General features: G+C 36.8%; 20 protein-coding genes. 4 read left to right on the top strand and 16 right to left on the bottom strand.

Annotated features, from left to right (window positions below):
• Window position 1: 1 nt before the first annotated feature.
• Window positions 2-1024 carry a FecCD family ABC transporter permease gene (locus LCM23_RS19425; RefSeq protein ID WP_224938411.1) on the bottom strand — a complete coding sequence of 341 codons (1023 nt, stop codon included), beginning with the start codon at window positions 1022-1024 and terminating at the stop codon, window positions 2-4.
• Between the two features lie 112 nt (window positions 1025-1136).
• Between LCM23_RS19425 and LCM23_RS19430 the strand changes: the two genes are divergently transcribed.
• Window positions 1137-2105, top strand: a complete 969-nt coding sequence (locus LCM23_RS19430) for an ABC transporter substrate-binding protein (protein WP_224938412.1) — start codon at window positions 1137-1139, stop codon at window positions 2103-2105.
• Between the two features lie 47 nt (window positions 2106-2152).
• On the opposite strand, the gene LCM23_RS19435 is transcribed toward LCM23_RS19430, so the two are convergent.
• Window positions 2153-2911: a TerC family protein gene (locus LCM23_RS19435; RefSeq protein WP_224938413.1), complete on the bottom strand. Its 759-nt coding sequence runs from the start codon at window positions 2909-2911 to the stop codon at window positions 2153-2155.
• 301 nt (window positions 2912-3212) lie between these two features.
• Between LCM23_RS19435 and LCM23_RS19440 the strand changes: the two genes are divergently transcribed.
• Window positions 3213-3458 carry a methionine aminopeptidase gene (locus LCM23_RS19440; protein WP_095373030.1) on the top strand — a complete coding sequence of 82 codons (246 nt, stop codon included), beginning with the start codon at window positions 3213-3215 and terminating at the stop codon, window positions 3456-3458.
• Window positions 3459-3776: 318 nt separating this feature from the next.
• On the opposite strand, the gene fsa is transcribed toward LCM23_RS19440, so the two are convergent.
• The 5 genes from fsa to ileS all read right to left on the bottom strand — a co-directional run bounded on the left by fsa (window position 3777) and on the right by ileS (window position 12200).
• A complete protein-coding gene (fsa, locus tag LCM23_RS19445; protein WP_224938414.1) occupies window positions 3777-4436 on the bottom strand; it encodes a fructose-6-phosphate aldolase in 660 nt (219 codons plus the stop codon).
• A gap of 76 nt (window positions 4437-4512) precedes the next feature.
• The gene (gene gndA / locus LCM23_RS19450; RefSeq protein WP_224938415.1) at window positions 4513-5928 is read right to left on the bottom strand and encodes an NADP-dependent phosphogluconate dehydrogenase; all 1416 of its coding nucleotides are present in this window, start codon (window positions 5926-5928) and stop codon (window positions 4513-4515) included.
• 150 nt (window positions 5929-6078) lie between these two features.
• Window positions 6079-7278, bottom strand: a complete 1200-nt coding sequence (locus LCM23_RS19455; RefSeq protein WP_224938416.1) for an NAD(P)/FAD-dependent oxidoreductase — start codon at window positions 7276-7278, stop codon at window positions 6079-6081.
• A gap of 114 nt (window positions 7279-7392) precedes the next feature.
• Complete coding sequence (locus tag LCM23_RS19460) at window positions 7393-8595, bottom strand: MFS transporter (protein ID WP_224938417.1); 1203 nt, start codon at window positions 8593-8595, stop codon at window positions 7393-7395.
• 542 nt (window positions 8596-9137) lie between these two features.
• On the bottom strand, window positions 9138-12200 hold the full coding sequence (gene ileS / locus LCM23_RS19465) for an isoleucine--tRNA ligase (protein ID WP_224938418.1): 3063 nt from the start codon (window positions 12198-12200) through the stop codon (window positions 9138-9140).
• A gap of 470 nt (window positions 12201-12670) precedes the next feature.
• Between ileS and LCM23_RS19470 the strand changes: the two genes are divergently transcribed.
• On the top strand, window positions 12671-14716 hold the full coding sequence (locus LCM23_RS19470; RefSeq protein WP_224938419.1) for a molybdopterin-containing oxidoreductase family protein: 2046 nt from the start codon (window positions 12671-12673) through the stop codon (window positions 14714-14716).
• A 371-nt stretch (window positions 14717-15087) separates the two neighbouring features.
• Here the strand turns inward: LCM23_RS19470 and pstB are convergent, their stop codons facing one another.
• Genes pstB through LCM23_RS19490 form a run of 4 tightly spaced genes read right to left on the bottom strand, consistent with a single transcriptional unit; the run spans window position 15088 to window position 18541 of the window.
• A complete protein-coding gene (gene pstB, locus LCM23_RS19475; protein WP_224938420.1) occupies window positions 15088-15906 on the bottom strand; it encodes a phosphate ABC transporter ATP-binding protein PstB in 819 nt (272 codons plus the stop codon).
• Between the two features lie 17 nt (window positions 15907-15923).
• Entirely contained in the window at window positions 15924-16748 is an 825-nt protein-coding gene (gene pstA / locus LCM23_RS19480) for a phosphate ABC transporter permease PstA (protein WP_224938421.1), read from the bottom strand.
• 1 nt (window position 16749) lies between these two features.
• Window positions 16750-17655 carry a phosphate ABC transporter permease subunit PstC gene (pstC, locus tag LCM23_RS19485; protein WP_224938422.1) on the bottom strand — a complete coding sequence of 302 codons (906 nt, stop codon included), beginning with the start codon at window positions 17653-17655 and terminating at the stop codon, window positions 16750-16752.
• A 43-nt stretch (window positions 17656-17698) separates the two neighbouring features.
• The gene (locus LCM23_RS19490; protein WP_224938423.1) at window positions 17699-18541 is read right to left on the bottom strand and encodes a phosphate ABC transporter substrate-binding protein; all 843 of its coding nucleotides are present in this window, start codon (window positions 18539-18541) and stop codon (window positions 17699-17701) included.
• A 311-nt stretch (window positions 18542-18852) separates the two neighbouring features.
• Between LCM23_RS19490 and LCM23_RS19495 the strand changes: the two genes are divergently transcribed.
• Complete coding sequence (locus LCM23_RS19495; RefSeq protein WP_224938424.1) at window positions 18853-19230, top strand: nucleotide excision repair endonuclease; 378 nt, start codon at window positions 18853-18855, stop codon at window positions 19228-19230.
• A 143-nt stretch (window positions 19231-19373) separates the two neighbouring features.
• Here the strand turns inward: LCM23_RS19495 and pssA are convergent, their stop codons facing one another.
• From pssA to LCM23_RS19520, 5 genes are all read right to left on the bottom strand, one after another.
• Window positions 19374-20069, bottom strand: a complete 696-nt coding sequence (gene pssA / locus LCM23_RS19500; protein WP_095373020.1) for a CDP-diacylglycerol--serine O-phosphatidyltransferase — start codon at window positions 20067-20069, stop codon at window positions 19374-19376.
• Between the two features lie 146 nt (window positions 20070-20215).
• Window positions 20216-21250, bottom strand: a complete 1035-nt coding sequence (locus LCM23_RS19505; RefSeq protein WP_224938425.1) for a CaiB/BaiF CoA transferase family protein — start codon at window positions 21248-21250, stop codon at window positions 20216-20218.
• Between the two features lie 26 nt (window positions 21251-21276).
• The gene (locus LCM23_RS19510) at window positions 21277-22830 is read right to left on the bottom strand and encodes a fatty acid--CoA ligase (protein WP_224938426.1); all 1554 of its coding nucleotides are present in this window, start codon (window positions 22828-22830) and stop codon (window positions 21277-21279) included.
• Between the two features lie 21 nt (window positions 22831-22851).
• Window positions 22852-24003 (bottom strand): thiolase family protein, encoded by a 1152-nt coding sequence (locus LCM23_RS19515; RefSeq protein WP_224938427.1) that lies wholly within the window; start codon window positions 24001-24003, stop codon window positions 22852-22854.
• Between the two features lie 13 nt (window positions 24004-24016).
• A complete protein-coding gene (locus LCM23_RS19520) occupies window positions 24017-25162 on the bottom strand; it encodes an acyl-CoA dehydrogenase family protein (protein WP_224938428.1) in 1146 nt (381 codons plus the stop codon).
• Between the last annotated feature and the right edge of the window lie 93 nt (window positions 25163-25255).

The following is a 25255-nucleotide window of genomic DNA, read 5'->3' on the forward strand; positions in this document are numbered from 1 at the left end:
ATTATCTTCCACCCTCCCTTCTTGCTAAATAAAGAAAGAAAGGTACACCGATCAATGCCATGATAGCACCAACTGGTGTTTCAAAAGGAGGATTAATCATTCTCGCACCAATATCCGCTAACACAAGTAGTAGACCACCTAATACTGCTGAGCAAGGAATGATTAAGCGGTAATCTGTTCCAACTAAAAACCTAATCATATGTGGGATCACGAGACCCACAAATCCAATCGTACCCGATATAGAAACTGCTGCTCCAGTTAAGAGCAAAACAACTAAAAAACCAATTGTACGGATCAAGCCTGTCTTTTGCCCTAGTCCGATAGCAACATCTTCACCCATACTTAAAACAGTAATGGAACTGCTAATCATAATTGCTAGGATAATACTTATAATAAAAACAGGAATAGCAGGGCCAACACTTTCCCACTGGATACCAGCCACACCACCTGCATACCAAAAGCTTAAATCTTTTGCGACATTAAAGTGAATGGCAATTGCAGATGAGATAGAACTTAAAAGAGCCGTAATAGCGGAACCGGCAAGAGCCAGTTTAACAGGAGTCAGCCCATTTCGTGATAGCATTCCGATACCAAAAACAAGCCCTGCTCCAATGCTTGCACCGATAAAAGCAGCAAACATGGTTCCAATCGGACTTAAAGAGGTAAAAAAGGCTAAAGCCATTGCAATAGCAAATGTAGCCCCAGAGGTAACCCCCATAATGGATGGTGAAGCTAGTGGGTTTCTTGTCATCCCTTGCATAATTGCTCCGGCAATGGCAAGTGCAGATCCAACTAGTGCTGCTGCCACTACTCGAGGCATCCTTAAATTAATAATAATTTGATGCGTCGTTTTAGATGGGTCATATGATACAACACTTTCCCATACAGTTGAAAGATTAATATTCACTGCACCAAAAGCAATGGAAACAGCCATCGATAAACAAAGGATGATTGTACCAAATGTGACGATCATAATCGCAAAAAAACGATTTCTACTCGTATTTGTTCCATTAAGTAAAGCCATTATGTATCTCTCTTTCATCAAGTTGTGCAAGAAATATCTTGTAATCGATAGTGATAATTGTTATCATTTGCATAGGCTAATTATATCATAGTTCATTTAGGAGGTTAACATCTTGTTTTTATCTCACAAGAAAAAAAACTTATTATTAATTGCTACAATTACAACATCTCTTGCCCTTTTTGGTTGTGGTAATGAGGATGCTGAAAATAGTAACAATGACTCAAACCAAGCAGCTGAGCAAACCGAGGATCGTGTATTAACTGATGCATTAGGAAACGAAGTAACAATTCCTGCTAATCCTGAACGAGTAGTTGCTACATACTTAGAAGATCATCTTGTCTCTTTAGGCATTACACCTATTGTACAATGGTCAGTTGCTAACGGCAAACAAGAATACCTTCAAGAATATTTAAAAGATGTACCTACAATTGCTCATGATTTACCTTTAGAAGCTGTATCTAGTCAAAATCCAGATTTAATAATTATGGATGGAGCAGGTATGGTTGAAGGTGGTAAATATGATCAATATGCGAAAATTGCTCCAACTTACGTGATTGGTGAAGAAGAAAATAGTGATTGGCGTACAGAACTTGAAACAGTTGGTGAAATCTTCGGTAAAGAAGATAAGGCAACTGAAGTTCTTAAAGAGTACGAAGATAAAGCAGCACAAGTTGAAGAGGAGCTACAAAAAGATCATGCTGGTGAATCTGCTGCAGCTATTTGGTTAGTGAATAACAGTTTATTTGTCGTAAGTAAGGATCTTTCTGCAGGTGATGTAATTTATAATGATTTAGGTATGGCCGTTCCTTCTGTCGTTGAAGAAATTTCAGCAGATGCTACTGGAAACTGGTCTGCGATTTCATTAGAAAAATTAGCAGATATGGATGTTGACCACCTATTCTTTATTAATAGCGATGGTGAAGGTGCAGAAGTCTTATCTGATCCATTATGGGCAAATATTCCGGCAGTGAAAAATGAGAATGTGTATGAATTCTCTAGAGACACAGGGTGGTTATACACTGGAACAATAGCGAATACACAAATCATTGAAGATGTGGAAGAAACTATTCTTAATAAATAAGACAAGCAAAAAGGCTAAGTTTTCCTTTTGGAAACTTAGCCTTTTTCTTATGCCACGTGATCATGTCCACCTTGTTTATTATGATAAATATGAACAAAAAATGTGATAACGAAGGCTGCAATGATAATACTAAAAAATAATAGATGTCCAATCTCTATATGGAACACACTTAATAACATTTTAATTGCAATGATTCCAATAAGAATAAAAGCTGTTGTCTCTAACTCAGGAATCTTATCAATTAGCACTAAAAATAACTTAGCTACTGTACGCATCATTAAAATACCCAGCATACCTCCAATTAACAAAATCCATACTTTATCTGAAACAGCAAAGGCAGCCAATATACTATCTACAGAAAAAGCTAAATCCATTAACTCTACTGAAATAACCGTTCCCCAAAAAACACCAAAAGTACGAATCATCCAACCGTCTTTCTTTACTCCGTCAATATCTTCTTCAGGGGTTTTAAGCCAAAATTGTTTAATCACTAAGTAAGCTAAATAAGCGGCTCCTAGTACTTTAATCCACCAAAATTTAATCAGCCACATACCTAAACCGATAAAGAGAAATCTGAAAAAATAAGCGCCAATTAAGCCATAAGTAAGTGCTTTTTTTTGCTGCTCCTTCGGCAAATGCTTAACCATAACGGCTAATACTAATGCATTATCAGCTGATAATAGACCTTCTAGGACAATGAGTGTACCTATATATCCCCAAGAAACAGGATCTGTAAGAACCTCTTTCCACATTGACCAATCAAAAAATGATGCATAGGTGGATAACAACTGATTTAATACTTCCATTGACAAGACTCCTTTAAATGAATTGAACCTATTATACTCTTCTATTATACCAAATAGATTCGCCACCCGAAAGTTTCGTTAATCTAACAAAATATTTTTCATTTCCTCTCATAAAGTATGAGCAAAAATAATTCTTTTTAATATAATAATTAACAGAAATGGTTAAAAACTTTTGCTCGCTATAAGATGTACGGGTATATTCAAGTCCTTTCATAATTGAAGCATGAAGTTTAACAGTAGTTTGTCTAGCATCACGACAATTTATCGCTTCATTAAAAAGCGATGATCAGAGGTGAAGCCGATGAGTCTAGGTAAATCTTTTAATCAATGGAAAAATGCGCGAGAACATAAACATTTAGAAAAGATGAAACGAAGTAATAGATGCCCAGAATGCTACGGACAAGGCTTTTTATTATATCCTAGCCTTATGTACTCCCTACATTCTGATACACTCTTTTGTCCAGGATGCGAAGGAAGTGGTCGTTTCAATGATTGGGTGACTATTCAAGAAAGAGAAAAGCATACAGAGGACGAACAAGTCGAATAACCAAACTTCTACTGGAGAACACAAGTCGAATGTTGAGTATCTTTAATTATTTGGCAAGAGTTATGTATAAATTTTCTGCCATTGCCTTTTACCTGAAAGGGTGAATGGACAGAGAAAAGGATGTTTTTCAGCTATATATTCCCATTTCATTATCGAAGCTTGCGCACATACTCTTTTTAGTTCTGCTCTAATTACTATGTAACCCATTCTCCTCACAAGATTGTTGGCACGCAAAATCAATAATTTTCTAATTCGTATAGAACAACAGACTAATCAAAAAGCCCTCTCCTAAAAATGAAGGAGAGGGTTTAAAAAAGCTTATACTGTTTTCCAATCAGCAGCGAACTTCTCCATCCCTTGATCTGTCAATGGATGCTTCGTTAACTGCTCAATTACTTTGTACGGAATTGTCGCAATATGAGCACCTGCTAATGCAGCTCTTGTGACATGATCCGGATGTCTAACAGATGCAGCGATAATTTGAGCATCTATTTGATGAATACGGAATAACTCAGCTATTTTAGCAACGAGGTTAATCCCGTCTTCTGAGATATCATCAAGTCTGCCTAAGAATGGTGAAACATAAGTAGCACCAGCTCTTGCAGCAAGTAATGCTTGGTTCACAGTAAAGATTAATGTGACGTTTGTTTTAACACCTTTTTTGGATAAATATCTTGTTGCTTCAAGGCCTGCCATTGTCATTGGCACTTTAATAGTAATGTTCTTATCACCATTATTTATCTTAATCAGTTCCTCAGCCTCTGCAATCATTTGTTCAGCTGTTTCTGCAGAAGGAGTGACCTCAGCAGATACTGATTCTAATTCTGGTACAGTTTGAAGGATTTCCTCAATTCTTGTTTCAAACTTAATGCCTTCTTTAGCTACAAGTGAAGGGTTAGTTGTTACGCCTGAAAGGACACCTAACTTGTATGCTTGTTTAATTTCATCTAAATTTGCTGTATCAATGAAAAATTTCATTGTAAAATACCTCCCTTTCTAGCTTCCTTTAACATTATACCATACTAAAGCTGGTAATCGTTTCTAGTTTCATTCTTTACTTTTCCATCCAATTAGTATGATACGTTCCTTCTTTATCTACTCGCTGATACGTATGTGCTCCAAAATAGTCTCTTTGTGCTTGCAGTAGATTAGCTGGTAATGTTGCCGTTCTATAGCTATCAAAATAAGCAATAGCACTCGAGAATGCAGGTACAGGAATACCTTGTTCAATAGCAATAGAAAGAACTTTTCTTAATGAAGACTGGTAGCTTTCAACGATTTCCTTAAAATAAGGATCCAATAATAAATTTGCTAATGCTGGTTCACGATCATAAGCATCTTTAATTTTTTGTAAGAATTGGGCACGAATGATACAACCTCCGCGGAAAATCATAGCAATATCGCCATATTTCAAATCCCAATTCTGTTCATCAGACATTGCGCGCATTTGAGCAAACCCTTGTGCATAAGAGACAATTTTACTCATATACAATGCTTGTCTAACAGCTTCTATTAACTCCGTACGGTCTCCACTATAGGTGTCCTCTTTAGGTCCTGCAAGAATCTTGCTCGCATGAACTCTTTCTTCCTTCATTGCGGAAATGAACCTTGCAAATACAGATTCTGTAATAATCGGAAGAGGCACCCCAAGATCTAAAGCATTTTGACTTGTCCATTTACCTGTCCCTTTTTGTCCCGCTTTATCGAGAATCACATCAACAAGTGGTTTGCCAGTTTCGTCATCTACTTTTGTAAAGATATCAGCTGTAATTTCAATTAAATAGCTATCTAACTCACCCTTGTTCCATTCTGCAAATGTCTCATGAAGTTCATTCGCTTCTAAACCAAGTACATGTTTGAGAATAAAATAAGCTTCAGAAATCAACTGCATATCACCATATTCAATCCCATTATGAACCATTTTCACATAATGACCAGCCCCGTTTGGACCAATGTATGTACAGCAAGGATCGCCATTTACTTTAGCAGAAATAGCTTCAAAAATCGGTTGTACAAGGTCAAATGCTTCCTTCTTACCACCTGGCATGATTGAAGGTCCTTTTAAAGCTCCCTCTTCACCACCAGAAACGCCTGTACCAATAAAATGATAGCCTTCTTCTGCTAATTCTTGATTACGGCGGATGGTATCTTCAAAATATGTATTACCACCGTCAATTAAGATATCGCCTTTTTCAAGATATGGCTTTAGCGATTCAATTGTCGCATCTGTCGCTGCACCCGCTTTAACCATTAACAAGATTTTTCTTGGTGTTTCCAATGATTGAACAAAATCTTCAATAGTTTCAGCGCCAGTAAAGTTCTTGTCCTTTGCTTCATTTTGTAAGAATGCTTCTGTTTTTTCATAAGAACGGTTAAAAACAGCTACTGAGAAGCCACGACTTTCTATATTCAAAGCAAGGTTTTTCCCCATTACTGCTAATCCAATAACACCTATTTGTTGTTTACTCATTTAATTGGTCCTTTCGTCTTTCATTTTTCCTTGACTGATACTTTAGTCAAGAATAGAATAACCCTCATCTGTGATTATACAAAACGATAAGGGTGATTACAATCAATCCTATTATTAAACAAACTGTGTGAACTTTCTCACTATATCGCTCTAATGATAGTATAGTTCCATACCCTTTGAGTCTCCATTGGCAATAAATTTCTTCATTAAATCCGATAGAATCATACTGTATACCGTGCCATTGCCGCCATATGTGAGAAGATAATACCCGTTTGAGTAATTCGGATGTTGTTTGATCATTGGTAAGCCATTATGAGTCTCTCCAAAAAAGCCTGTCCAGTAATAGGCAGGTTCTAACTTGTCCTTTAACATGGGAAACAACAAAAGTAATTGTTTTAATAATTGATCCCTTTTCTGAACTAACATCCTATCTCTTTTTCTAGAGTCTGAAGTTGACTCATCAAGGCCTCCAATAATGATTCTTTTATCTAATGTACGGCGTAAATACAAATAGGGTCTGGCAGTTTCCCAAATGAACATATCTTCTGGCCATTGATAATCAACTGGGTTAGTAGCTAAAGCATATGTGCTCACAATCATTGCATTTTTTTCAGCTATATCCATCTGAGCTTCATACCCTGTAGCATAAATTACATATTTCGTTTCAATAACGCTTTTATTATCAGTATATAATTTGACCGTATCTTTTCCCCATTTTTGGCCCACAATTTCACTTTCTTCAAAAATCTCTACTCCTTTTTTACTAGCCGCACTTAGTAAATAGTGAATATTTTTAAATATATTAATCTCAGCATCTCCTTCAGTAACAATGGCACCTTCTTTTTCAAAGGACCAACAATCTCTCATATCTCTCCTTGATAAAAAACGCACAGGAAACTGATGAGCTTGTAAATTGGCAAACTCTTTTTTCAGCATTTTCATATCTTCTCTTTTAGATGCAAAATATAAGCTTTTTCTTTTAAAAAAATCTGGATTATCCTCTAAAGTTGGCAGAATGTTGGTTTCATAATGAGATATTGATTCAAAGCAGTTTTGTAAATGCTTTTTCGCTTTACTTAAGCCAAAAGAGTTAATATAAGATGTAAATGATTTATCATTACTATATTGTAGTAAACCAGTATTTGCAGAGGAACAACCCATACCGATTTTTCGTTTATCAATGACGATCGTTCTAATGTTTTCTTTCGCTAAATGGTAAGCAAGAAAAGCTCCACTCGAACCGCTGCCAATAATACACACATCACAGTTCTTATTCTCCTGCAAGCAGCCATACTTTTTCACGTCGTTCATTGTCATTGGCCAAAATAATTTACCAGCTTTTAAGTTCATTGTCATTATCCTTTCAGCCTATAGAAGATTATGACGTTACTTTCCCCAAAAAATATGGATAAGAAACATGATAAGAAAGAAAGCAATGACAAAGAATACCAAGACATTATCCATTTACGAAGCTTTTCTGTTATGAGATGGCAATGGCGTTAATTTGGTTTTTCTTCTTATATGAGCAACAAAATAGAGCAGAAAGATAAGGACGGCTAGTAAAGAAGATAGGATGTACATAAAACCGTATCCCTTTTCGTTTGCAGCGATACCAAGCAGTAGTGCACCCATTGCTAAACCCATATCCATAAAACTTAAGCTCATGGCGTTAGCCGTCGCTCTTTTTTCTTTTGGTACGAGTCTAACAGCCCAAGCTTGGAATGTCGGTTGCATGACACCATATGCAATGCCATAAAAAACAGCGGCAATAAATAATGTTGAAACACCTTTAGCAAATGCAATCAGTAACAACCCGATAAATGCTGCAATTGTTGCGCTATATATTAAATAAGCATGTCCAAAGCGATCGAAAATTTTCCCTGAAAATGGGCGAATGATAATGAGCATCGCCACTAAGATGAGAAAGAATAAAGAGGTTTGTTCCCCAACTCCAATAGAACTTCCTAAGCCTTCAATAAAATTCACCACTCCAGCAAACGTAAAATAAAATAATAATACTAAAAAGCATGGTAAAAAAGCGCGTGAATCAAAAGCAGATGCAACAATTGACAATTTACTAACTGCCTGCTGATTTATGTTTTGAGAAGTTTTAAGCGCAAGACTACCAATTGTAATCACTATAATAAGAATAAGAGAAAAGTACAAAACGGATTCAAATGAATAAACATTAATCATTGAAATAGCCAAAAAAGGTCCGCTTGTTGTACCTACACTAGTAGCTAAGCCAAAATAACCGATTCCTTCACCTAAACGGTGGTCAGGAATTAAATTTGTGGTTATTGTTGCTAATAAAGTAGTAATAAAACCGAAAGCAATTCCTTGTAGTATGCGAAGGATAGTGAATAGAACGATAGAATTTGTGAATGTTGTCACAAAAATAAACAACAACATACCTATTAAAGATAGAATTAATAACGCTTTTTGATTCAAATACCGTAAGCATAAGCCTAAGAAAAGCCTAGATATAACAGCAGCAATCATAAATGCTGTTGTCATTAACCCTCCATATGTCGGGTTATTACTTAATGTAGTAACATAGATTGGAAATCCCCCTAACAAGGATTGTAAACTTAAAAAAAATAAAAAAGTAAGCATAAGGGCCATGATATACTGTCTGGTCCAAAGCTTGCCTCCTAACGATTGCATGTTTAACCTTCTTCCTCAAAAAAATGAATATATTATATTTCGACTACCTAAGCAATTATAGCTTATAATCCTCCAATAAAGTATGCTCATTTTACTTATTTTTTTGTCGAAATAAAGAGAAAATTTTTTATTGTTTATGTAAGCGTTTTCATATATACTAAGTATTAGGCGGATAGCAAGTGTGGCTATCAACGTACTTGGCGAAGGTGGGGCCGGTATATTCAATGGTGATCATTTTATTTAGTACATATAAAAGGTTGTGATTAAGCTTGAAAAGAACTAACTTTTCGTATTTTGTTAAGAATAATGAATTTAACCTACAAGCCTACATCAAATACTTATTGTTGAAATATCATTCATCCACTATTCAAATTCAGTCGCATTCTCATCAGACGAAACTTTAATAGCTTATTAATCAAAGCCTATACTAAAAGGTTACCATTACACTTTTTGTAGGGACATGGATACGTGATGAATGGTTAAACAACATATCCCCCAGTAAAAATCACAGCCATCCGCCATTGGCTGTGATTTTTCATTGTTTAATGGTCTATTTTGACTTTGATTGTTTCTCCATCTACATCAAGATTTGTCATTTCTTCAACTTCTGCTAATGTAATTGTCTGGACAAGTAATGATTCTTGTAAAAGCGCTGAAAACTTCTCTAATACACTTAAAACCCTTTCATTGCCAAACATTGTTAGATGAATACGTAATTCAACCGCTAACCCTTTCTTTTTTCGAGTGTTTTGCACTTCTCTAATTACTTCCCTCACTAACCCTTCCTGCAAAAGCTCTTCTGTTAATCCGATATCCAGTAGGACTGTACAATCTTTTCCTTCCGCAAACCTGTATGGGTGTTTTGCTTTTTTCTCTACTAACACATCCTCATTTTCTAAAAAGAGCATTTCTCCATCTTTTTCTATATTTACTATTCCATCCGTCAGTAACCTATCTTTTTCATGGGCAGTTAATCCTTTTATTACCTGCTCAATCATTTTTACTCTTTTACCGAACTTTTTGCCGGCAATAGCGTAATTAACTTTTAACTCAATCATCATAAAATTATTTACATATTTTTCATAAACAATGTCTTTTACATTTGTTTCATCTTTTATGATCTGTTCATAGGATGACAAATTAACCTTCCCATTAACAACACTTACGATTAATGTTTGAAGTGGTTGCTTTGTTTTGATATTTGCTGACATCCTGATTGATCTAGTGAGTTCAACAATTTGTCGAATAGCTTTCATTTCGGATTCTAATTGGATGTTAGTCTTCTTTTTCTCTTGCTTAGGGTAGTCAGTTAGATGAACGCTACTGCCGACTAATTGTAGGTGAATCTCATCAGTGACGAACGGCATAAATGGTGCAAATAATCGTGTTGATTGCAGAAGTACTTCGTATAGAGTTGTATACGCTGCCCTTTTGTCGTGATCTAACCCTTCCTTCCAGAATCTTTGCCGGGATCGTCTTACATACCAATTACTCACATCATCCAAAAATTCTGCCAGTAATTTAGCACTTTTAAAAAAGTCATAACGCTCTAACCCTTCTCTTACCTCCGCAATCGTATGATGCAATCTAGAAAGTATCCATTGGTCAATGAGTGCAAATTCCTTGACTCGATGTTGCCTGAAATCAAAGCCATCTATCTTTGCATACATATCATAGAAGGAAAAAACATTCCTCAACGTATCGACTATTTTTGATTTTGCTTGTTGAACAGTCTTTTTAGAAAATCGCTTATTATTCCAAGGGGCACTATCACTAAGAAGAGCCCATCTTAATGCATCTGCGCCAAACTCTTCAATCAACGATGTAGGATTTAGAGCATTCCCTTTGCTCTTAGACATTTTTTGTCCTTGCTCATCTAATATATGGCCAAGAGATAAGACATTTTTATAAGGTGCAACACCTTTGTAAAGGGTGGATACGGCTAGTAAACTGTAGAACCATCCTCTCGTTTGATCTACTCCCTCTATTACAATATCGGCGGGAAATTGTTCTTTAAATGGCGTTGTCTGTTCGAAAGGATAATGATATTGAGCATATGGCATTGAACCACTATCAAACCATACATCAATGACCTCTTTCTCTCGCTTCATTTCACCACCACAAGAACATCTCAAATGAATGCGATCAACATAAGGTTTGTGCAGATCGATGCGATCATTTACTTTTTCAATCGCTCTTTCTTTTAATTGTGCAATGGAACCTGGGGCAATTTCTAATCCGCATGTTTGACAAGTCCATACATTTAACGGCGTTCCCCAAAAACGATTTCTTCCAATATTCCAATCAACAAGTTGGTCAAGAAAGTGACCGAATCGACCATTCTTCATATGCGTTGGGTACCACTCAACCATTTGATTATTGTCTATCATTTTTTCTTTGACATCAGTTGTTCGAATGAACCATCCTTCCATCGCATAATAAATCAGTGGATTGTCACACCTCCAGCAATACGGATAACTGTGCTCATACTTCCTCTTGCTATAAAGTAGATTTTGCTGTGCTAACATTTGAATGATTGTTACATCACTTTCTTTCACTCTCTTATTTGCAAGCGGGGCAACTTGTTGCACATATCTCCCTTTCTCATTCACAACTTGAAGAAAATCTAATCCATTTTCTTTTACAGCTTGATAATCATCTTCACCATGTGCAGGGGCAATATGGACTAACCCAGTTCCTGCATCATCCTTTACGAAATCCGCAGCAATCACCATATGCCCCTTGTTGAGCGGAACAAATGAAAATGGTGCTACATACTTCATACCTATTAATTCTTCACCTCGTACAAACTCGATAACTTTGTAACCTTCTTTAAGTACAGTTGAAACCAAGCTTTCTGCAACAATCAATCGTTCATTATTTTGCTCGACTTTCACATAACGTAGCTTAGGGTTTACCGCTACAGCTACATTTCCAGGTAACGTCCAAGGCGTTGTTGTCCAACAAAGTAAGTATTCATTTTCAGCCACTTTAAATTTAACTGTTGCTGAAAGATCATGCACATCTTTATATCCTTGTGCGACTTCATGCGAGCTTAGGGACGTTTCACAATGAGGACAATACGGGACAACTCGATGTCCTTTATATAAACGCCCACCTTGATGAATGTGTGACAATATATGCCAAACTGATTCAATATACTCATTATCGAGCGTGATATAAGGGTTATCCATATCCACCCAATAGCCCAATAGCTCAGTAAACTGTCGCCATTCTTTTTCATATGTGAATACACTTTTCTTACACTCTGCGATAAATGCTTCTACACCAAATGCTTCAATATCCTCTTTGCTATGCAATTGTAATTTCTTTTGTACTTCAAGTTCTACAGGGAGCCCATGTGTGTCCCACCCTGCTTTTCTTAAAACTTGATGTCCCGTCATTGTTTTATAACGGGCAACAAAATCTTTTATCGTTCGACCAAGTGCATGACCAGCATGCGGCATACCATTTGCTGTTGGCGGGCCTTCATAAAAAACAAAGGATGGCGCCTCTTGCCTTTGCTGTATGGACTTTTGAAATATCCGTGCTTCTTGCCAATAATCAGCAATCTTCCTCTCCTTTTCCACATCTCGTTCTTTCATCTATAAAGACCCCTTTCGATATCCATTCATATACGAAAAAAACTCGATTCCTATACGTAGAATCGAGTTAAAATATCCCCTCTAAAAAACAAAAAAACCAACTGTAGTGGTTTGTATTTGCTCTCACTACGTACTATCATACGCGTCCAGGTTATCGGTTGGATGCCGTCAAAGCTTAGTTTCACTTCAGCTTTGCTTCTCAGAGAGGATTTTCATTGTGGTCTTAACGTCAGCCTCTCAGCAAATGGCTAACTCTCTTTGGATAAGATGTGCACAACTACTCTTTCTCGTCAACGAATTGAATAGAATTTAATTAATATGAAAGTATCATATGTTAATAATTATGAATTGTCAATAGAAATAAATATTTTATCATTGCAGGATGAAGAGAAGTAACCTATTATAATAATTATTAATAAAAACATGCTAAATAGACAATAAAGCTTGCCAAGAATAAAGGAGATTACAAAATGACGATTCACACCGAGAAAGAGGGCATTTTCACGTCCGTTTGTTCACTTGATTGTCCAGACCAATGTGGTTTACTCATACATAAAAAAGAGGGGAAAATCATTAAAGTGGAAGGCGATCCTAACCATCCTGTTACGCAAGGGAATATTTGCAATAAAGTAAGAAATATGGCTGAACGGCTATATGACCCAAAGAGATTAACTCACCCTCTCAAACGAACTGGTCCAAAAGGTAGTCTTCAATTTGAGGAGATCAGTTGGGATGACGCACTACAAATAATTACAGATAAATGGAAAGATTTAATTAAAACACACGGCCCTGAGAGTATTCTTCCCTATAGCTTTTACGGTAATATGGGTAGAGTGGCTGCTGAAGGAATGGACCGCCGATTCTTTTCCCGCTTAGGTGCCAGTAGACTAGAACAAACAGTTTGTCAAGCAGCAGGTAAAGAAGGTTACCGTTACACAATGGGTGGAGGCTTTGGCACAGATCCGGAAGAAACAAGTGAAGCCAAGCTCATCATCCTTTGGGGAATTAATGCTGTCAGTACGAATATGCATCAAGTTATCCTTGCCCGAAAAGCAAAAAAACATGGAGCAAAAATCATCGTGATTGATGTCCATAAAAATCAAACAGGCAAAATGGCTGATTGGTTTATTCCCATTAAACCAGGTACGGATAGTGCGCTTGCACTTGGGATGATGCATATCTTGTTCGCTGAGCATATGGTAGATGAGGAATTTCTTGAAACGTATACCATTGGACATGAGCAATTACGAACACATGTAAAAAAATATACGCCAGAAGTAGTCTCTTCTATTACAGGGGTATCTATTGATGATCTTTATCAATTAGCAAGAGAGTATGGTCAGAGTACCCCGTCATTTATCCGGATTGGCAATGGATTGCAACATCATGATAATGGTGGGATGAATGTACGTGCCATATCCTGCCTTCCTGCTCTAACAGGCCAATGGCTGCATAAAGGTGGTGGCGCACTAAAATCAAACTCTGGGTTTTTAGCTTTCAATACCGCGGTTATGCAGCGTCCCGATTTATTAGCAAATAAACAGACAAGATCGATTAATATGAATCTCATAGGTGAAGCTTTAGTACAAAAAGATGAACCTATCCGCTCCATGTACGTTTATGGTAGTAATCCGGCTGTTATTGCGCCAAATAGTAATCTAGTGAAAAAAGGGCTTGAAAGAGAAGATTTATTTTTAGTGGTTCATGATTTGTTCTTAACGGAAACAGCTCAATATGCCGATATTATCTTGCCGTCTACCTCATCATATGAGAATACAGATTTTTACACGTCTTATTGGCACCATTATATTCATTTGCATGAACCAGTCATAGAACCGTATGGTGAGTCAAGGTCCAATCATCTTGTTTTTCAACAGCTAGCACATTATATGGGATATACTGAAGATTTATTTAAGGATTCCGAAGAAGATTTAATCACATCCGCTTTAGCGAATACAAAGAATGAGTATATGAAGGAAATTAATTTTGAGCGTCTAAAAGAAAATCGCTTTATGAAAGCAGACGTACGTCCATTACTTCCTGGCAAACTTAAGACACCAAGTGGAAAAATTGAACTTTATTCTGAATTAATGGAGAAGGACGGTTTAAATCCACTGCCGACCTACAATCCAATTGTAGATGAAGGCGATGCGCCATTTTTATTCGTACCAGCACCGAACCATAATTTTTTAAATAGTACTTTTTCTAATAATGACAAGCATATTAAATTAGAAAAACAACCAAAAATCCATTTGCATAGCAAGGACGCGCAGGCTTATCGAATTGAAGATGGAGATCTAGTAAAAATCTTTAATGATCGAGGAGAATGTGAGTTAACCGCTGCTGTCGGAGAAAACGTACTTCCTGGGGTTGTTGTTAGTCAAGGTCTTTGGGCTGATGAGCCAGGTAAGAAACATCTCGTTAATACCCTCACACCTGATAGAGTCGCTGATATGGGAGGCGGGGCGACTTTCTTTTCTGGCAGAGTGTATATTGAGAAAGTCATTAGTAATTAATACCTTTTTTAGAAAATGGACAAATGTCTAAATTACAGAATGGCTAGGACAAACTGGTATGGTTGAACGTTTGTTCTAGTCTTTTTTATAGTGCTAAGGGAAGAAGACCAATGTTTAGGTTTTACTTCTCTAGATTAGTTTCCGTTTTGCAACCATTAAATTGGAAGTTAACCTATTGTTGGTTATGTTTAGCTATTTACATAGCCCATATCCGAAATTGCTCACCTGTTGTCTAGTTCCCCCCTTTTGCGCTATTCTCACATCTCATTAGTTTGGTATCTATGCATCAATCATACATTTTCCCAAAGAAAAGAGCCGAACAAATCCCTATTTAACAATGGAAATTTGTTCGGCACCTCACGTTTATTTTTTTAACCGAATCTGCCAGTCACATAATCTTCTGTACGGCTATCTTTTGGCATGGAGAAGATTTGATCGGTTTGTTCAAATTCAATGACTTCTCCGTTGAGGAAGAACGCTGTCTTATCGGATACACGAGCAGCTTGTTGCATATTATGAGTAACGATGACGATCGTATAATCTTTCTTCAAATGAGCAATAAGTTCTTCTACTTTAAGTGTTGAAATGGGGTCAAGTGCTGAAGTTGGCTCATCCATTAATATGACGTCTGGTTTCATGGCAATTGCTCTGGCAATACAAACACGTTGTTGTTGACCACCTGATAAACCAAGTGCCGAAGTTTTTAAACGATCTTTTACTTCGTCCCATATCGCTGCTCCACGTAAACTTTCTTCAACAATTTTATTCAATTCTTTTTTATTTTTAATCCCTTGCATTCTAGGCCCATAGGCTACATTATCATAGATGCTCATTGGAAATAGATTTGGCTTCTGGAAAACCATACCGACTTTTGTTCTAAGTTCAATAACATCTTTTGATTGATATATATTATTGCCATTAATGTGGATATCTCCATTAATTCTCACACTATCAATTAAATCATTCATACGATTCAATGTTCTTAAGAAAGTCGATTTTCCACATCCAGAAGGACCAATTAATGCTGTTACCTCTTTTTCACGAATATCTAATGACACTTGATAAAGCGCTTGGTTCTCACCGTAGAATAAATCTAAGTCTCTTACACTAATTTTCACTGAACGCTGATCATTTTGATGTTCAACATTTGCAGACTCTTTTACTTCTTTACGTTCTAGTGTTGTATTCATGAATAGAACACTCCTTTTTAATAGTCAGCTTTATTAAGCTTTTTAGAGATAAATGTTGCAGCAAAGTTTAGAGCAAGAATCATTACAATTAACACAATACCAATTGCTGCTGCTAATTCAATATCACCAGATTCTTGTGTAACAAGATACGAATGAACCGTTAATGTTCTCGCTGATGAGAAAATCCCTTCAGGCATTGCAGCTACTGTACCTGCTGTTAAAAAGATTGCTGCTGATTCACCAATGATACGTCCCATTGAGAGGATAATCCCTGATAAGATCCCTGGCATAGCGCTAGGTAAAATGACTTTATATAGTGTTTGTAACTTTGTTGAACCTAATGCCAGGGAACCTTCTCGGTAACTAGCTGGTACTGTTTTTAATGCTTCTTCTGTTGTACGGATGATCACTGGTAAAACAATAATTGTTAAGGTCAAGGATGCTGAAATAATAGACATCCCCATCGCCAATGTGGTAACAAAAAATACAGCACCGAATAATCCGTATATAATAGATGGAATACCCGTTAAACTCTCTGTTGCAAACCGGATCATTCGAACGAGCTTTCCTTGTTTCGCGTACTCTTGTAAATAAACTGCTGCTAAAATCCCAACTGGAGTGGCAATGACTAACGATATCACAATTGTATAAATGGTAGTAATAATCATTGGCCAAATTCCACCGCCGCCGACAGGTGAATAGTCACCAAAGATAAAATCAAGATTAATTAACCCGATACCTTTATAAAAAATATAACCAACGATAATAAGTAGGATAGCTACAGTTAAGAAAGCGCCAAACCACAATAAGCCTAATAATAAATTATCTTTAAACTTTCTCACTTTACTTCCCACCTTTCGAACTTATTTTTGCTAATACGAAATTCAATATTAGAATGAATGAGAATAATACTATTCCTGTCGCAAATAACATTTCCTGATGTGTACCATAAGCGTAACCCATTTCAAGGGCAATATTCGTTGTAAGTGGCCTTACACTATCCGTTAAGCTTGTTGGTATAATCAAACTATTACCAGCAACAAGAATGACTGCCATTGTCTCTCCAATTGCTCGTCCTAGTCCTAATACAATCGCTGCCATAATACCTGATTTTGCTGCTGGAACAACGACTTTAAAGATGGTTCCGATTGGCGAGGCACCTAATGCTAAGGAACCTTCTCTATACGTTTTCGGTACTGCCCTAATGGCTGTTTCAGCAACGGTTACAATTGTAGGTAACATCATGATCGCTAATACGAGAATAACCGCTATTAAACTTTGCCCTTTTACTAAGCCAAGATTATTTTGTAAGAAAGGAACAATAATCGCTAGGCCGAATACACCATATAATACAGAGGGAATACCCGCTAACAATTGCACAGCTGGTGAAATAATCTTTGCAATTGGTTTTGGAGCTATTTCCGATAAAAAGATCGCCGTTAATAACCCAATTGGTACTCCAATGACAAGCGCTCCAATCGTTGCATAAATGGAAGCAACTATCATTGGAAAAATTCCATACTTATCTTCACTCGGTATCCAATCAGAGCCAAAGATAAAATCAATAAAGCTATATCCGTCTGCAATGAATGGATTCGATCCTTTAAAGAAGACGAATCCAATAATGAGAAATAAACTAAGCACAGAGATTAGCGCACAGATTAAAAACAACTTCTCTGAAATGAACTCCATAATATATTTTAATCGATTAGATTTATTTGTTTGTTTTACTTCTGATGGATTTGGCAAAACACATACCTCCAAAGTCACTTGCTAATTGTTTGATGTAGCATCATTCTTCTATAATTGGTATAGCCCCTGCTTCTGCAGCTATTTCCTGCCCAGCTTCACTTAAAATGAAATCAATAAACGCTTGGCTTTCCTCTGATAAGTCTTTATGCACGAAAAGGAAAGGACGAGATAATGGATATTTCTCTTCAATCACATTTTTAGCAGTTGGTTCTACCCCATTAATATTAATCGTTGAAATTGTATCATCTATATATTCAAAAGAGATAAACCCAATAGCATGTTCATTTGTTGCAACCGTCGTTTTTATATTTCCGTTCCCACTAGCGATAATTGAGCTCCGCACTAATTCACCAGAAGAGTAGTCAACAATTTCCTGAAAAGCATCTCTCGAACCTGACCCGTCTTCACGTGAAACGACAACAATCTCCATATCTTTACCGCCCACATCTTTCCAGTTTGTTATTTCACCAGTAAAGATCTTTTTCACTTCATCCATTGTTAAATCTTTTACTTTATTGTTTGCGTGTGTAACGACTACAATTCCGTCAAAAGCAATGATTGTAGGTGTTACTTCTTCTTCTTCTCCTGACTCTAAGTTACGAGAAGACATACCAATTTCGGAAACTCCACTTATTGCATTTGTAATTCCTGCTGAAGAACCAATTTGATTGATTTCAATATTCACATCCGCATTTTCCATATATTTAGCAGCTAGCTTTTCCGCTAGCGGACCAACTGACGTAGAACCAGAAATGGATATCGTGCTTCCGTTACCTGTACTGGCTTGTCCCTCTCCTTCTTCTTCACCACCATTACATGCAGTCAAAATTAAGGTAAGTGACAAAAGTAACAAAATACTCTTCCATTTTCGAAGTTTTAGCATAGAAAAACCTCCACTTTAGATTGCTTTTAGCTGTTTTGTTTGTGTTAACCCCAATATAACGAATCATATTTAATTCTCTATTAACCTTTTGTAAAGCCTTTGTAAATTTCATCAATATACCCATAAATTTATGGAGAAATTGTAAAAATCAACCTAAAAATATTATCAATTTTTCAAACTTTCATTTTTTGAAAACGTTTATTTTGTCTACATTATATGATTTAAAAACATTTAAAGAAAAATACGCGGAAGTATGGGCTTTTTTATGTAGGTTGTGGTACGATGATTGCTAGAATAGGAAGTGATTATTGATGATTAATATTGAAATACCTCAACCAGACTTAGTTATCACTAAAAAGAAGCCTGGCGGGGAACAAGGAACAACGGCCATCAGCCATTTATATGGTTTTACGGACTTTACAAAGATTCCAAGAGATAGAGGTGGAATGATTTTATTCTTTGACAAAAAAGAGAACCTTCTTTTTGTTGGGAAAGCACGTAAACTAAGACAACGTGTAAAAAAGCATTTCGACGACCAAGTGTCTCCCATTAAAAATCACCGTGAACAAGTAACCAAAATTGCATGTATGTATGTTGATGATCCCGTTGAGCGTGAAATATACGAAACCTACATTATTAATAAGTTAAAAGCAAAATATAATACTGAAAAAGTTTTCTTTTCAAGCTAATTTTATTTTAGCTATGGGATGAAGGAGAAACCTCCTTCATCCTTTTTTTATAAAATGATTTCCCTCTCTGAAAGAATCAATTGCATTCATGACTTAATGGTTTTCTAACAACAAAAAAAGACTCCCAAACTGTAAGATTCTTACTAGTCGGAAGTCTTATTATTTTGGTTCTTTTTAAAGCGGTACGCTAAATAGGCAATGTACAATGGAGTGGCAATATAAATTAAATAAGGATAGGAACCATATGTCCCTTTATAAAGAACAAAAAGCATACAGCCTAAAAAGATTGTCACAATTGTCCCGTACTTTGGTAATGGGATATCTTTTAAACTCGGAATGCGAATACGACTGACCATTAAAAAACAAAGCGCAGTAAATACAACTGTCGTAATAATACTGGGCACCCAATGGCCAAACAATGTTAGGATAGCTAAAATACCACCAGCGGCAGTAATCGGAACACCGATAAAATAATGCATGGACTGCTTACTAGTACCAATATTGAATCGTGCTAAGCGATATGCACCGAATAGCGGGAATAACCCAGAAACTAATAATCCAATAGAACCAAATTGGTAAAAGTATGTATAATATACGAGAAATGACGGTGCAACTCCAAAAGTTACAACATCGGCTAATGAATCTAATTCTTTGCCTAGCGTACTATCTGCTTTTAACATTCTCGCTGCACGACCATCCATACTATCAAGCATCATCCCGATAATAATCAATATCGCCGCATTATTATATTGGCCATGAGCAGCAAATCCAATAGACAAAAATCCACAATATAAATTGCCTAAAGTAAGCATATTAGGTATCATCTTAATAAATTTCACTTACAATCATCACTCACTTTTTTGTGATCTACGTTGCAAAATAAACCTTCATTTAAACACAAATCACTTTTTAAGGTTTATCTATTATAACACTATATTCTAAGTTGTTACTATATATGTTTGACGATTATTAAGTTCTTTTGTCCCTATTTCTTTTTTTGAGGATTTCTCAAGTCAGAATATTGTTGAATACACGACCAGTTATCATCATAAACGAAATTTCCTCTTTGTTGATGATAACTACTTTTGGGTACTTCATCGATTTCTAACACAGGTGTTAAGCAACAATCGACTTGCTCGCTAACACCTATCCAATCAGTAAATGATTGCTCCTTAAAAACTGCAGAAACTTGTTTATAAACAGGATCACTTACCTTCATCATATGACATGCTATCCATTCGGGATGTTCAACAGCTAAACAAAAAGATTGCCAGAATTTCTTCTCTAATGCGCCTAATGCCATATAGCGACCATCACTTGTTTCGTATAAACAATAGTTAACAATGGTCCCTGCTAAAACCTCTACACCTTGTTTCATTTCGGTCACTTGATGAACGAGATGGTGGTTACCCATTAAAGCCGTCATTGTATCTGCCATACTTACTTGATGGTAGCTACCCTTTCCATTTATCCCTCTTTGAACAAGACCTGCTAAAACTCTTTCGCTTGCCACAATCCCTCCGACTAAATCAGCTATTTGTTGAGAAGGATGAATGGGACGTCCCATATCATCCTTCCATTGTGCTAACATCCCACTAATGGCCATATAATTCAGATCATGACTTCCAAAGGTAGAATAAAGAGTATTTTCACCATACCCAACCAATGAACAATAGACAATTGTGGGATGATATGTTTGGATCGTTTCATAGTCTAATGTTAAACGCTTCATCACACCCTGTCGAAAACTTTCAATGATTACGTCTGCTTCTAGTATTAGTTCCTTCACCTTATTTAAATCGGTTGTATCTTTTAAATTGAGGAAATGACTGTGCTTACCCCGATTATTACTCGTAAATATGACACCTTGACCTTTGCCCATCGGCTCTACATGTCGTGCAGGATCACCATTGGGTCCTTCTATTTTAATTACTTCTGCTCCTAGTTCTGCCAATCTAAGCGTGGCAAAAGGACCTGGTAAATAGTTTGTAAAATCAATTATTTTCACACCTGTTAACATATGTTATCCCTTCCATTTACTGGCGGTTATTTTTGCAATTGTTCCTGATTTCTTAATACAAATTTTTGGATTTTTCCACTAGCATTCCTCGGTAGACTTTCCACAAATTCATATCTTCTTGGTCTTTTATAATTTGCAAGGCTTTCACTTTGTTTACAAAATGCATCTAAAATTTCAGCAGTAATATTCCCCTCTTTTTTGACAACGTAAGCAATGACAACTTCTCCCCAATGCTCATCTGGTACACCTAATACAGCTACATCTAACACGGAAGGATGTGCATGGATAACATCTTCTACTTCCCGTGGATAAATATTCTCTCCCCCTGAAATCACCATATCATCAACACGGTCTTTCACATAGAGAAAGCCTTCATCATCGAGGTAGCCCATATCTCCTGAGTGATACCAGCCGTTATGGAGTGCCTTTTTAGTTGCTTCCTCTCTTTTATAATAACCTTGCATCATACTTGGTCCTCTCACAATGATCTCACCTACTGTACCAGTTGGAACGACTTGATCATCATATGAATGACCATTATCATTAGGTGCAACAATCCTTATCTCATGGTTCAAGCAAGCTTGCCCCGCCGAGCCTGCTTTACGAATCTGGTCTTCATCACTAAGGAACGTAATTGCTGGTCCCATTTCAGTCATCCCATAGGCTTGAGTTAATTTAACACCCAACTTCTCCCGACAAGCAAACACGAGACTAGGGGCCATTGGTGCTGCACCATATAAACCTTTTTCTAATGTTGATAGATTATACGCTTGTAAATTTTCTTGAAGCAACATATTCCACATTGTTGGTGCTGCAAAGAAAGCGGTAATTTTTTCTGAATCAATCAGTGCTAATGCTTTTTTTGCATCAAACTGGTGGAGAATGGTACTCTTTGCCCCAATATGAACTCTTGGTAAAAAAGCGCAATGTAACTCTGCACAATGAAACATAGGAGCAGCGACTAAACCATTATCATTCTGATGATAATTTAGTGCATGGATAACAATCAGACTCTGTTCTGTCATATCTTTATGGCGATGCAGCACGCCTTTTGGTCTCCCAGTTGTCCCACTCGTATACATAATCGCATATAGATCATCTGATGATAGTTCCACTTCTACGTTCTCTCTATTAACAGCTTTGATTTGCTCATGATAACTTTTGGCAAAAGGAGGATGATTGCCATCAATTGACCAAAATTGAACTGTGGGGAAACTATTGGCCACTTTTTCAACAGCTGTCTGTAGAGTTTCTTCAAAAATAAACACCTTTGGTTCAGCATCAGAAATAATAAATGACAATTCTTCTGACATCAGCCGGAAATTAATAGGATTAAATACTGCACCTATTTTTGCACAGGCAAAAAACGTCGTTGCTAATTCTTCTGTATTATATAAATAAGTAGAAACTCGGTCTCCTTTTTTCACTCCTGCTACATGTAACGCCTGTGCTAATCCATTGACTTCGTCTGCCCACTCACGATAAGTAAACCTCAAATCTTTTCTGACATCATATAGCGCCTCCTTCTCCGGAAACTTACTTACCGTTAAATCAAAGATTTCTGCAATCGTCATTGTCATCTATTATTCCTCCCTTTTTTATTAAAAGATTTTTTCTATAATTGTTGCGTTAGCCATACCCATACCTTCACACATTGTTTGTAACCCATATCTACCTTCTGTACGGTCTAATTCACTCATCATTGTTAATAATAAGCGAGCTCCACTTGCACCCAGTGGATGACCTAAGGCAATAGCACCTCCATTCGGATTCAGTTTATTCGCATTAGCTCCTGTTTCTTTCAACCACGCTAATGGCACAGAAGCAAAGGCTTCATTCACTTCAAATACATCCATATCTGCTAAGGTTAATCCAGACTTTTGCAATGCTTTTTCAGTTGCAGCTATCGGACCTGTAAGCATCAAAGTAGGGTCTGACCCAATAACGACGCGGGTAATTATTTTAAATCTTGGTTTCAATCCTAATTCTCGTGCTTTCTCACCTGACATAATGAGCAAAGCACCTGCTCCATCACTTATTTGACTTGCATTTCCAGCATGTATGATGCCATTCTCTTTAAATGAAGGTTTCAATCCGCCTAACTTCTCTATACTCGTTCCTTTTCTTGGCCCCTCATCTTGATCAAAGTTGAATGTTTCCCCACTATCGTCAACTAACTCCAGTGGCATAATTTCATTTTTAAAGCGATTTTCTGCTTGAGCAAGTAGTGCCTTTTCTTGACTGTGATATGCAAACTCATCTAGTTGAGCACGAGTGAACTGATATTTTTCTGCTATTCTTTCCGCCGATAACCCTTGATGGATAATCTCATATTGCTTTGTCAATTGCTCACTCGGTTTTACACCCTGATAACTTGAACCAATTGGTATTCTCGACATACTTTCAACGCCACCAGCAATAACGATATCCATATCACCTGATGAAATCGCCTGAGCGGCAAAATGAACCGCCTGTTGACTCGACCCACATTGTCGGTCAATCGTTGTTCCTGGAACTGTGATTGGTAATCCAGAGATAAGAGCCGCCACACGAGCAATATCTCCTGTTTGTTCACCTATTTGTGATACACATCCTAAAATAACATCATCTACTAGTGTTGGATTTAACCCTGTTTTTTCTACTAAACTTTTAATGACTGCACCAGCTAAATCATCAGGACGTGTATTTCTTAAAGAACCGTTCCTTTTTCCGACTGCACTTCTTATCCCATCAATAATAACTACTTCGCGCAAAAGAAATCCTCCCTTATAATCCTAAGTTTTTAGCAATAATTGATTTCATCATTTCATTGGTTCCTGCGTAGATACTGGCGACAGGTATGTCTCTATACCTTCTTGCTATTTCATATTCTTCCATATAGCCGTATCCACCATGAAGTTGCATGCATTCTGTCGCAATTCTTCTCGCATTCTCTGTGCATTTCCATTTAGCCATTGAAACTTGAGTGACAATATCTTTTTGTTTCATATGGTCATGAATTAACTTTTGAAGAAAGGCACGGCTCATCTCTACATCTGTTACCATCTCAGCCATTTTAAACTGCGTATTTTGAAAAGAGCTAATTGCCTTTCCAAACGCTTTTCTTTCTTTGATAAAAGCCGTTGTCATTCTTATCATTTCTTCGGCAGCAATTTGGGCAGCAATAGCAACAATTAACCGTTCTTGTTGAAGCTTTTCCATTAAATAGTAAAACCCTTTACCCTCCTCACCGAGTAGATTTTCACTAGATACGATACAATCATCAAAAATAAGCTCTGCTGTATCCTGACAATGTAAGCCAACCTTGTTTAGTTGCCTTCCTCTTGTAAACCCTTTCATTCCTTTCTCTACTATAACTAAGCTAATTCCTCTATATGGAGGATTCACCTTCGTATCTGTTTTTACAGCCACAATGACCAAATCTGCATTCATTCCATTCGTAATGAAGGTTTTTTCGCCATTCAGTACATAATGGTCATCAACTTTAATAGCTGTCGTCCTAATCGATGCCAAATCAGAACCTGCGCCAGGCTCAGTCATGGCAATCGCCGAAATGAATTCCCCTGTCGCACACTTTGGTAACCACCGTTTCTTTTGTTCTTCAGTACCATATGTTGTGATATAAGGTATAACAATATCATTATGAAGACCGATACCAATCGTTCCGGATCCGACCCTTTCTAATTCTTCATTTATAATGACAGAGTAGCCAAAATCAACACCACTTCCACCATATTCCTCGTCGATGTTTGGGCACAAGAAGCCTTGCTCACCCATTTTTCTCCAGAAAGCTCTAGGAATCATACCATCTTTTTCCCATTGTGAATAATAGGGATAAGCTTCTTTATCTAAAAATTTCCGTAAGGACTTTCTAAAAAGTTCATGCTCATGTGTTATATATGTATCATTCATCTTTGCCTTTCCTCCTTTTCTATATTTTATTATATTTTTCTTATTTTTTCGAATATTATTAATATCAATCTCACACATAAGCAATATGTAATT

This window comes from Cytobacillus kochii (assembly GCF_020171845.1).
Classification (GTDB): Bacteria; Bacillota; Bacilli; order Bacillales; family Cytobacillaceae; genus Cytobacillus; species Cytobacillus kochii.

Bases quoted from the DNA above. Each gene is read 5' to 3' on its own strand.
- LCM23_RS19425 (WP_224938411.1), bottom strand. From the start codon at position 1,024: ATGGCTTTACTTAATGGAACAAATACGAGTAGAAATCGTTTTTTTGCG.
- LCM23_RS19435 (WP_224938413.1), bottom strand. From the start codon at position 2,911: ATGGAAGTATTAAATCAGTTGTTATCCACCTATGCATCATTTTTTGAT.
- LCM23_RS19440 (WP_095373030.1), top strand. From the start codon at position 3,213: ATGAGTCTAGGTAAATCTTTTAATCAATGGAAAAATGCGCGAGAACAT.
- fsa (WP_224938414.1), bottom strand. From the start codon at position 4,436: ATGAAATTTTTCATTGATACAGCAAATTTAGATGAAATTAAACAAGCA.
- gndA (WP_224938415.1), bottom strand. From the start codon at position 5,928: ATGAGTAAACAACAAATAGGTGTTATTGGATTAGCAGTAATGGGGAAA.
- LCM23_RS19455 (WP_224938416.1), bottom strand. From the start codon at position 7,278: ATGAACTTAAAAGCTGGTAAATTATTTTGGCCAATGACAATGAACGAC.
- LCM23_RS19460 (WP_224938417.1), bottom strand. From the start codon at position 8,595: ATGCAATCGTTAGGAGGCAAGCTTTGGACCAGACAGTATATCATGGCC.
- ileS (WP_224938418.1), bottom strand. From the start codon at position 12,200: ATGAAAGAACGAGATGTGGAAAAGGAGAGGAAGATTGCTGATTATTGG.
- LCM23_RS19470 (WP_224938419.1), top strand. From the start codon at position 12,671: ATGACGATTCACACCGAGAAAGAGGGCATTTTCACGTCCGTTTGTTCA.
- pstB (WP_224938420.1), bottom strand. From the start codon at position 15,906: ATGAATACAACACTAGAACGTAAAGAAGTAAAAGAGTCTGCAAATGTT.
- LCM23_RS19490 (WP_224938423.1), bottom strand. From the start codon at position 18,541: ATGCTAAAACTTCGAAAATGGAAGAGTATTTTGTTACTTTTGTCACTT.
- LCM23_RS19495 (WP_224938424.1), top strand. From the start codon at position 18,853: ATGATTAATATTGAAATACCTCAACCAGACTTAGTTATCACTAAAAAG.
- LCM23_RS19505 (WP_224938425.1), bottom strand. From the start codon at position 21,250: ATGTTAACAGGTGTGAAAATAATTGATTTTACAAACTATTTACCAGGT.
- LCM23_RS19510 (WP_224938426.1), bottom strand. From the start codon at position 22,830: ATGACAATGACGATTGCAGAAATCTTTGATTTAACGGTAAGTAAGTTT.
- LCM23_RS19520 (WP_224938428.1), bottom strand. From the start codon at position 25,162: ATGAATGATACATATATAACACATGAGCATGAACTTTTTAGAAAGTCC.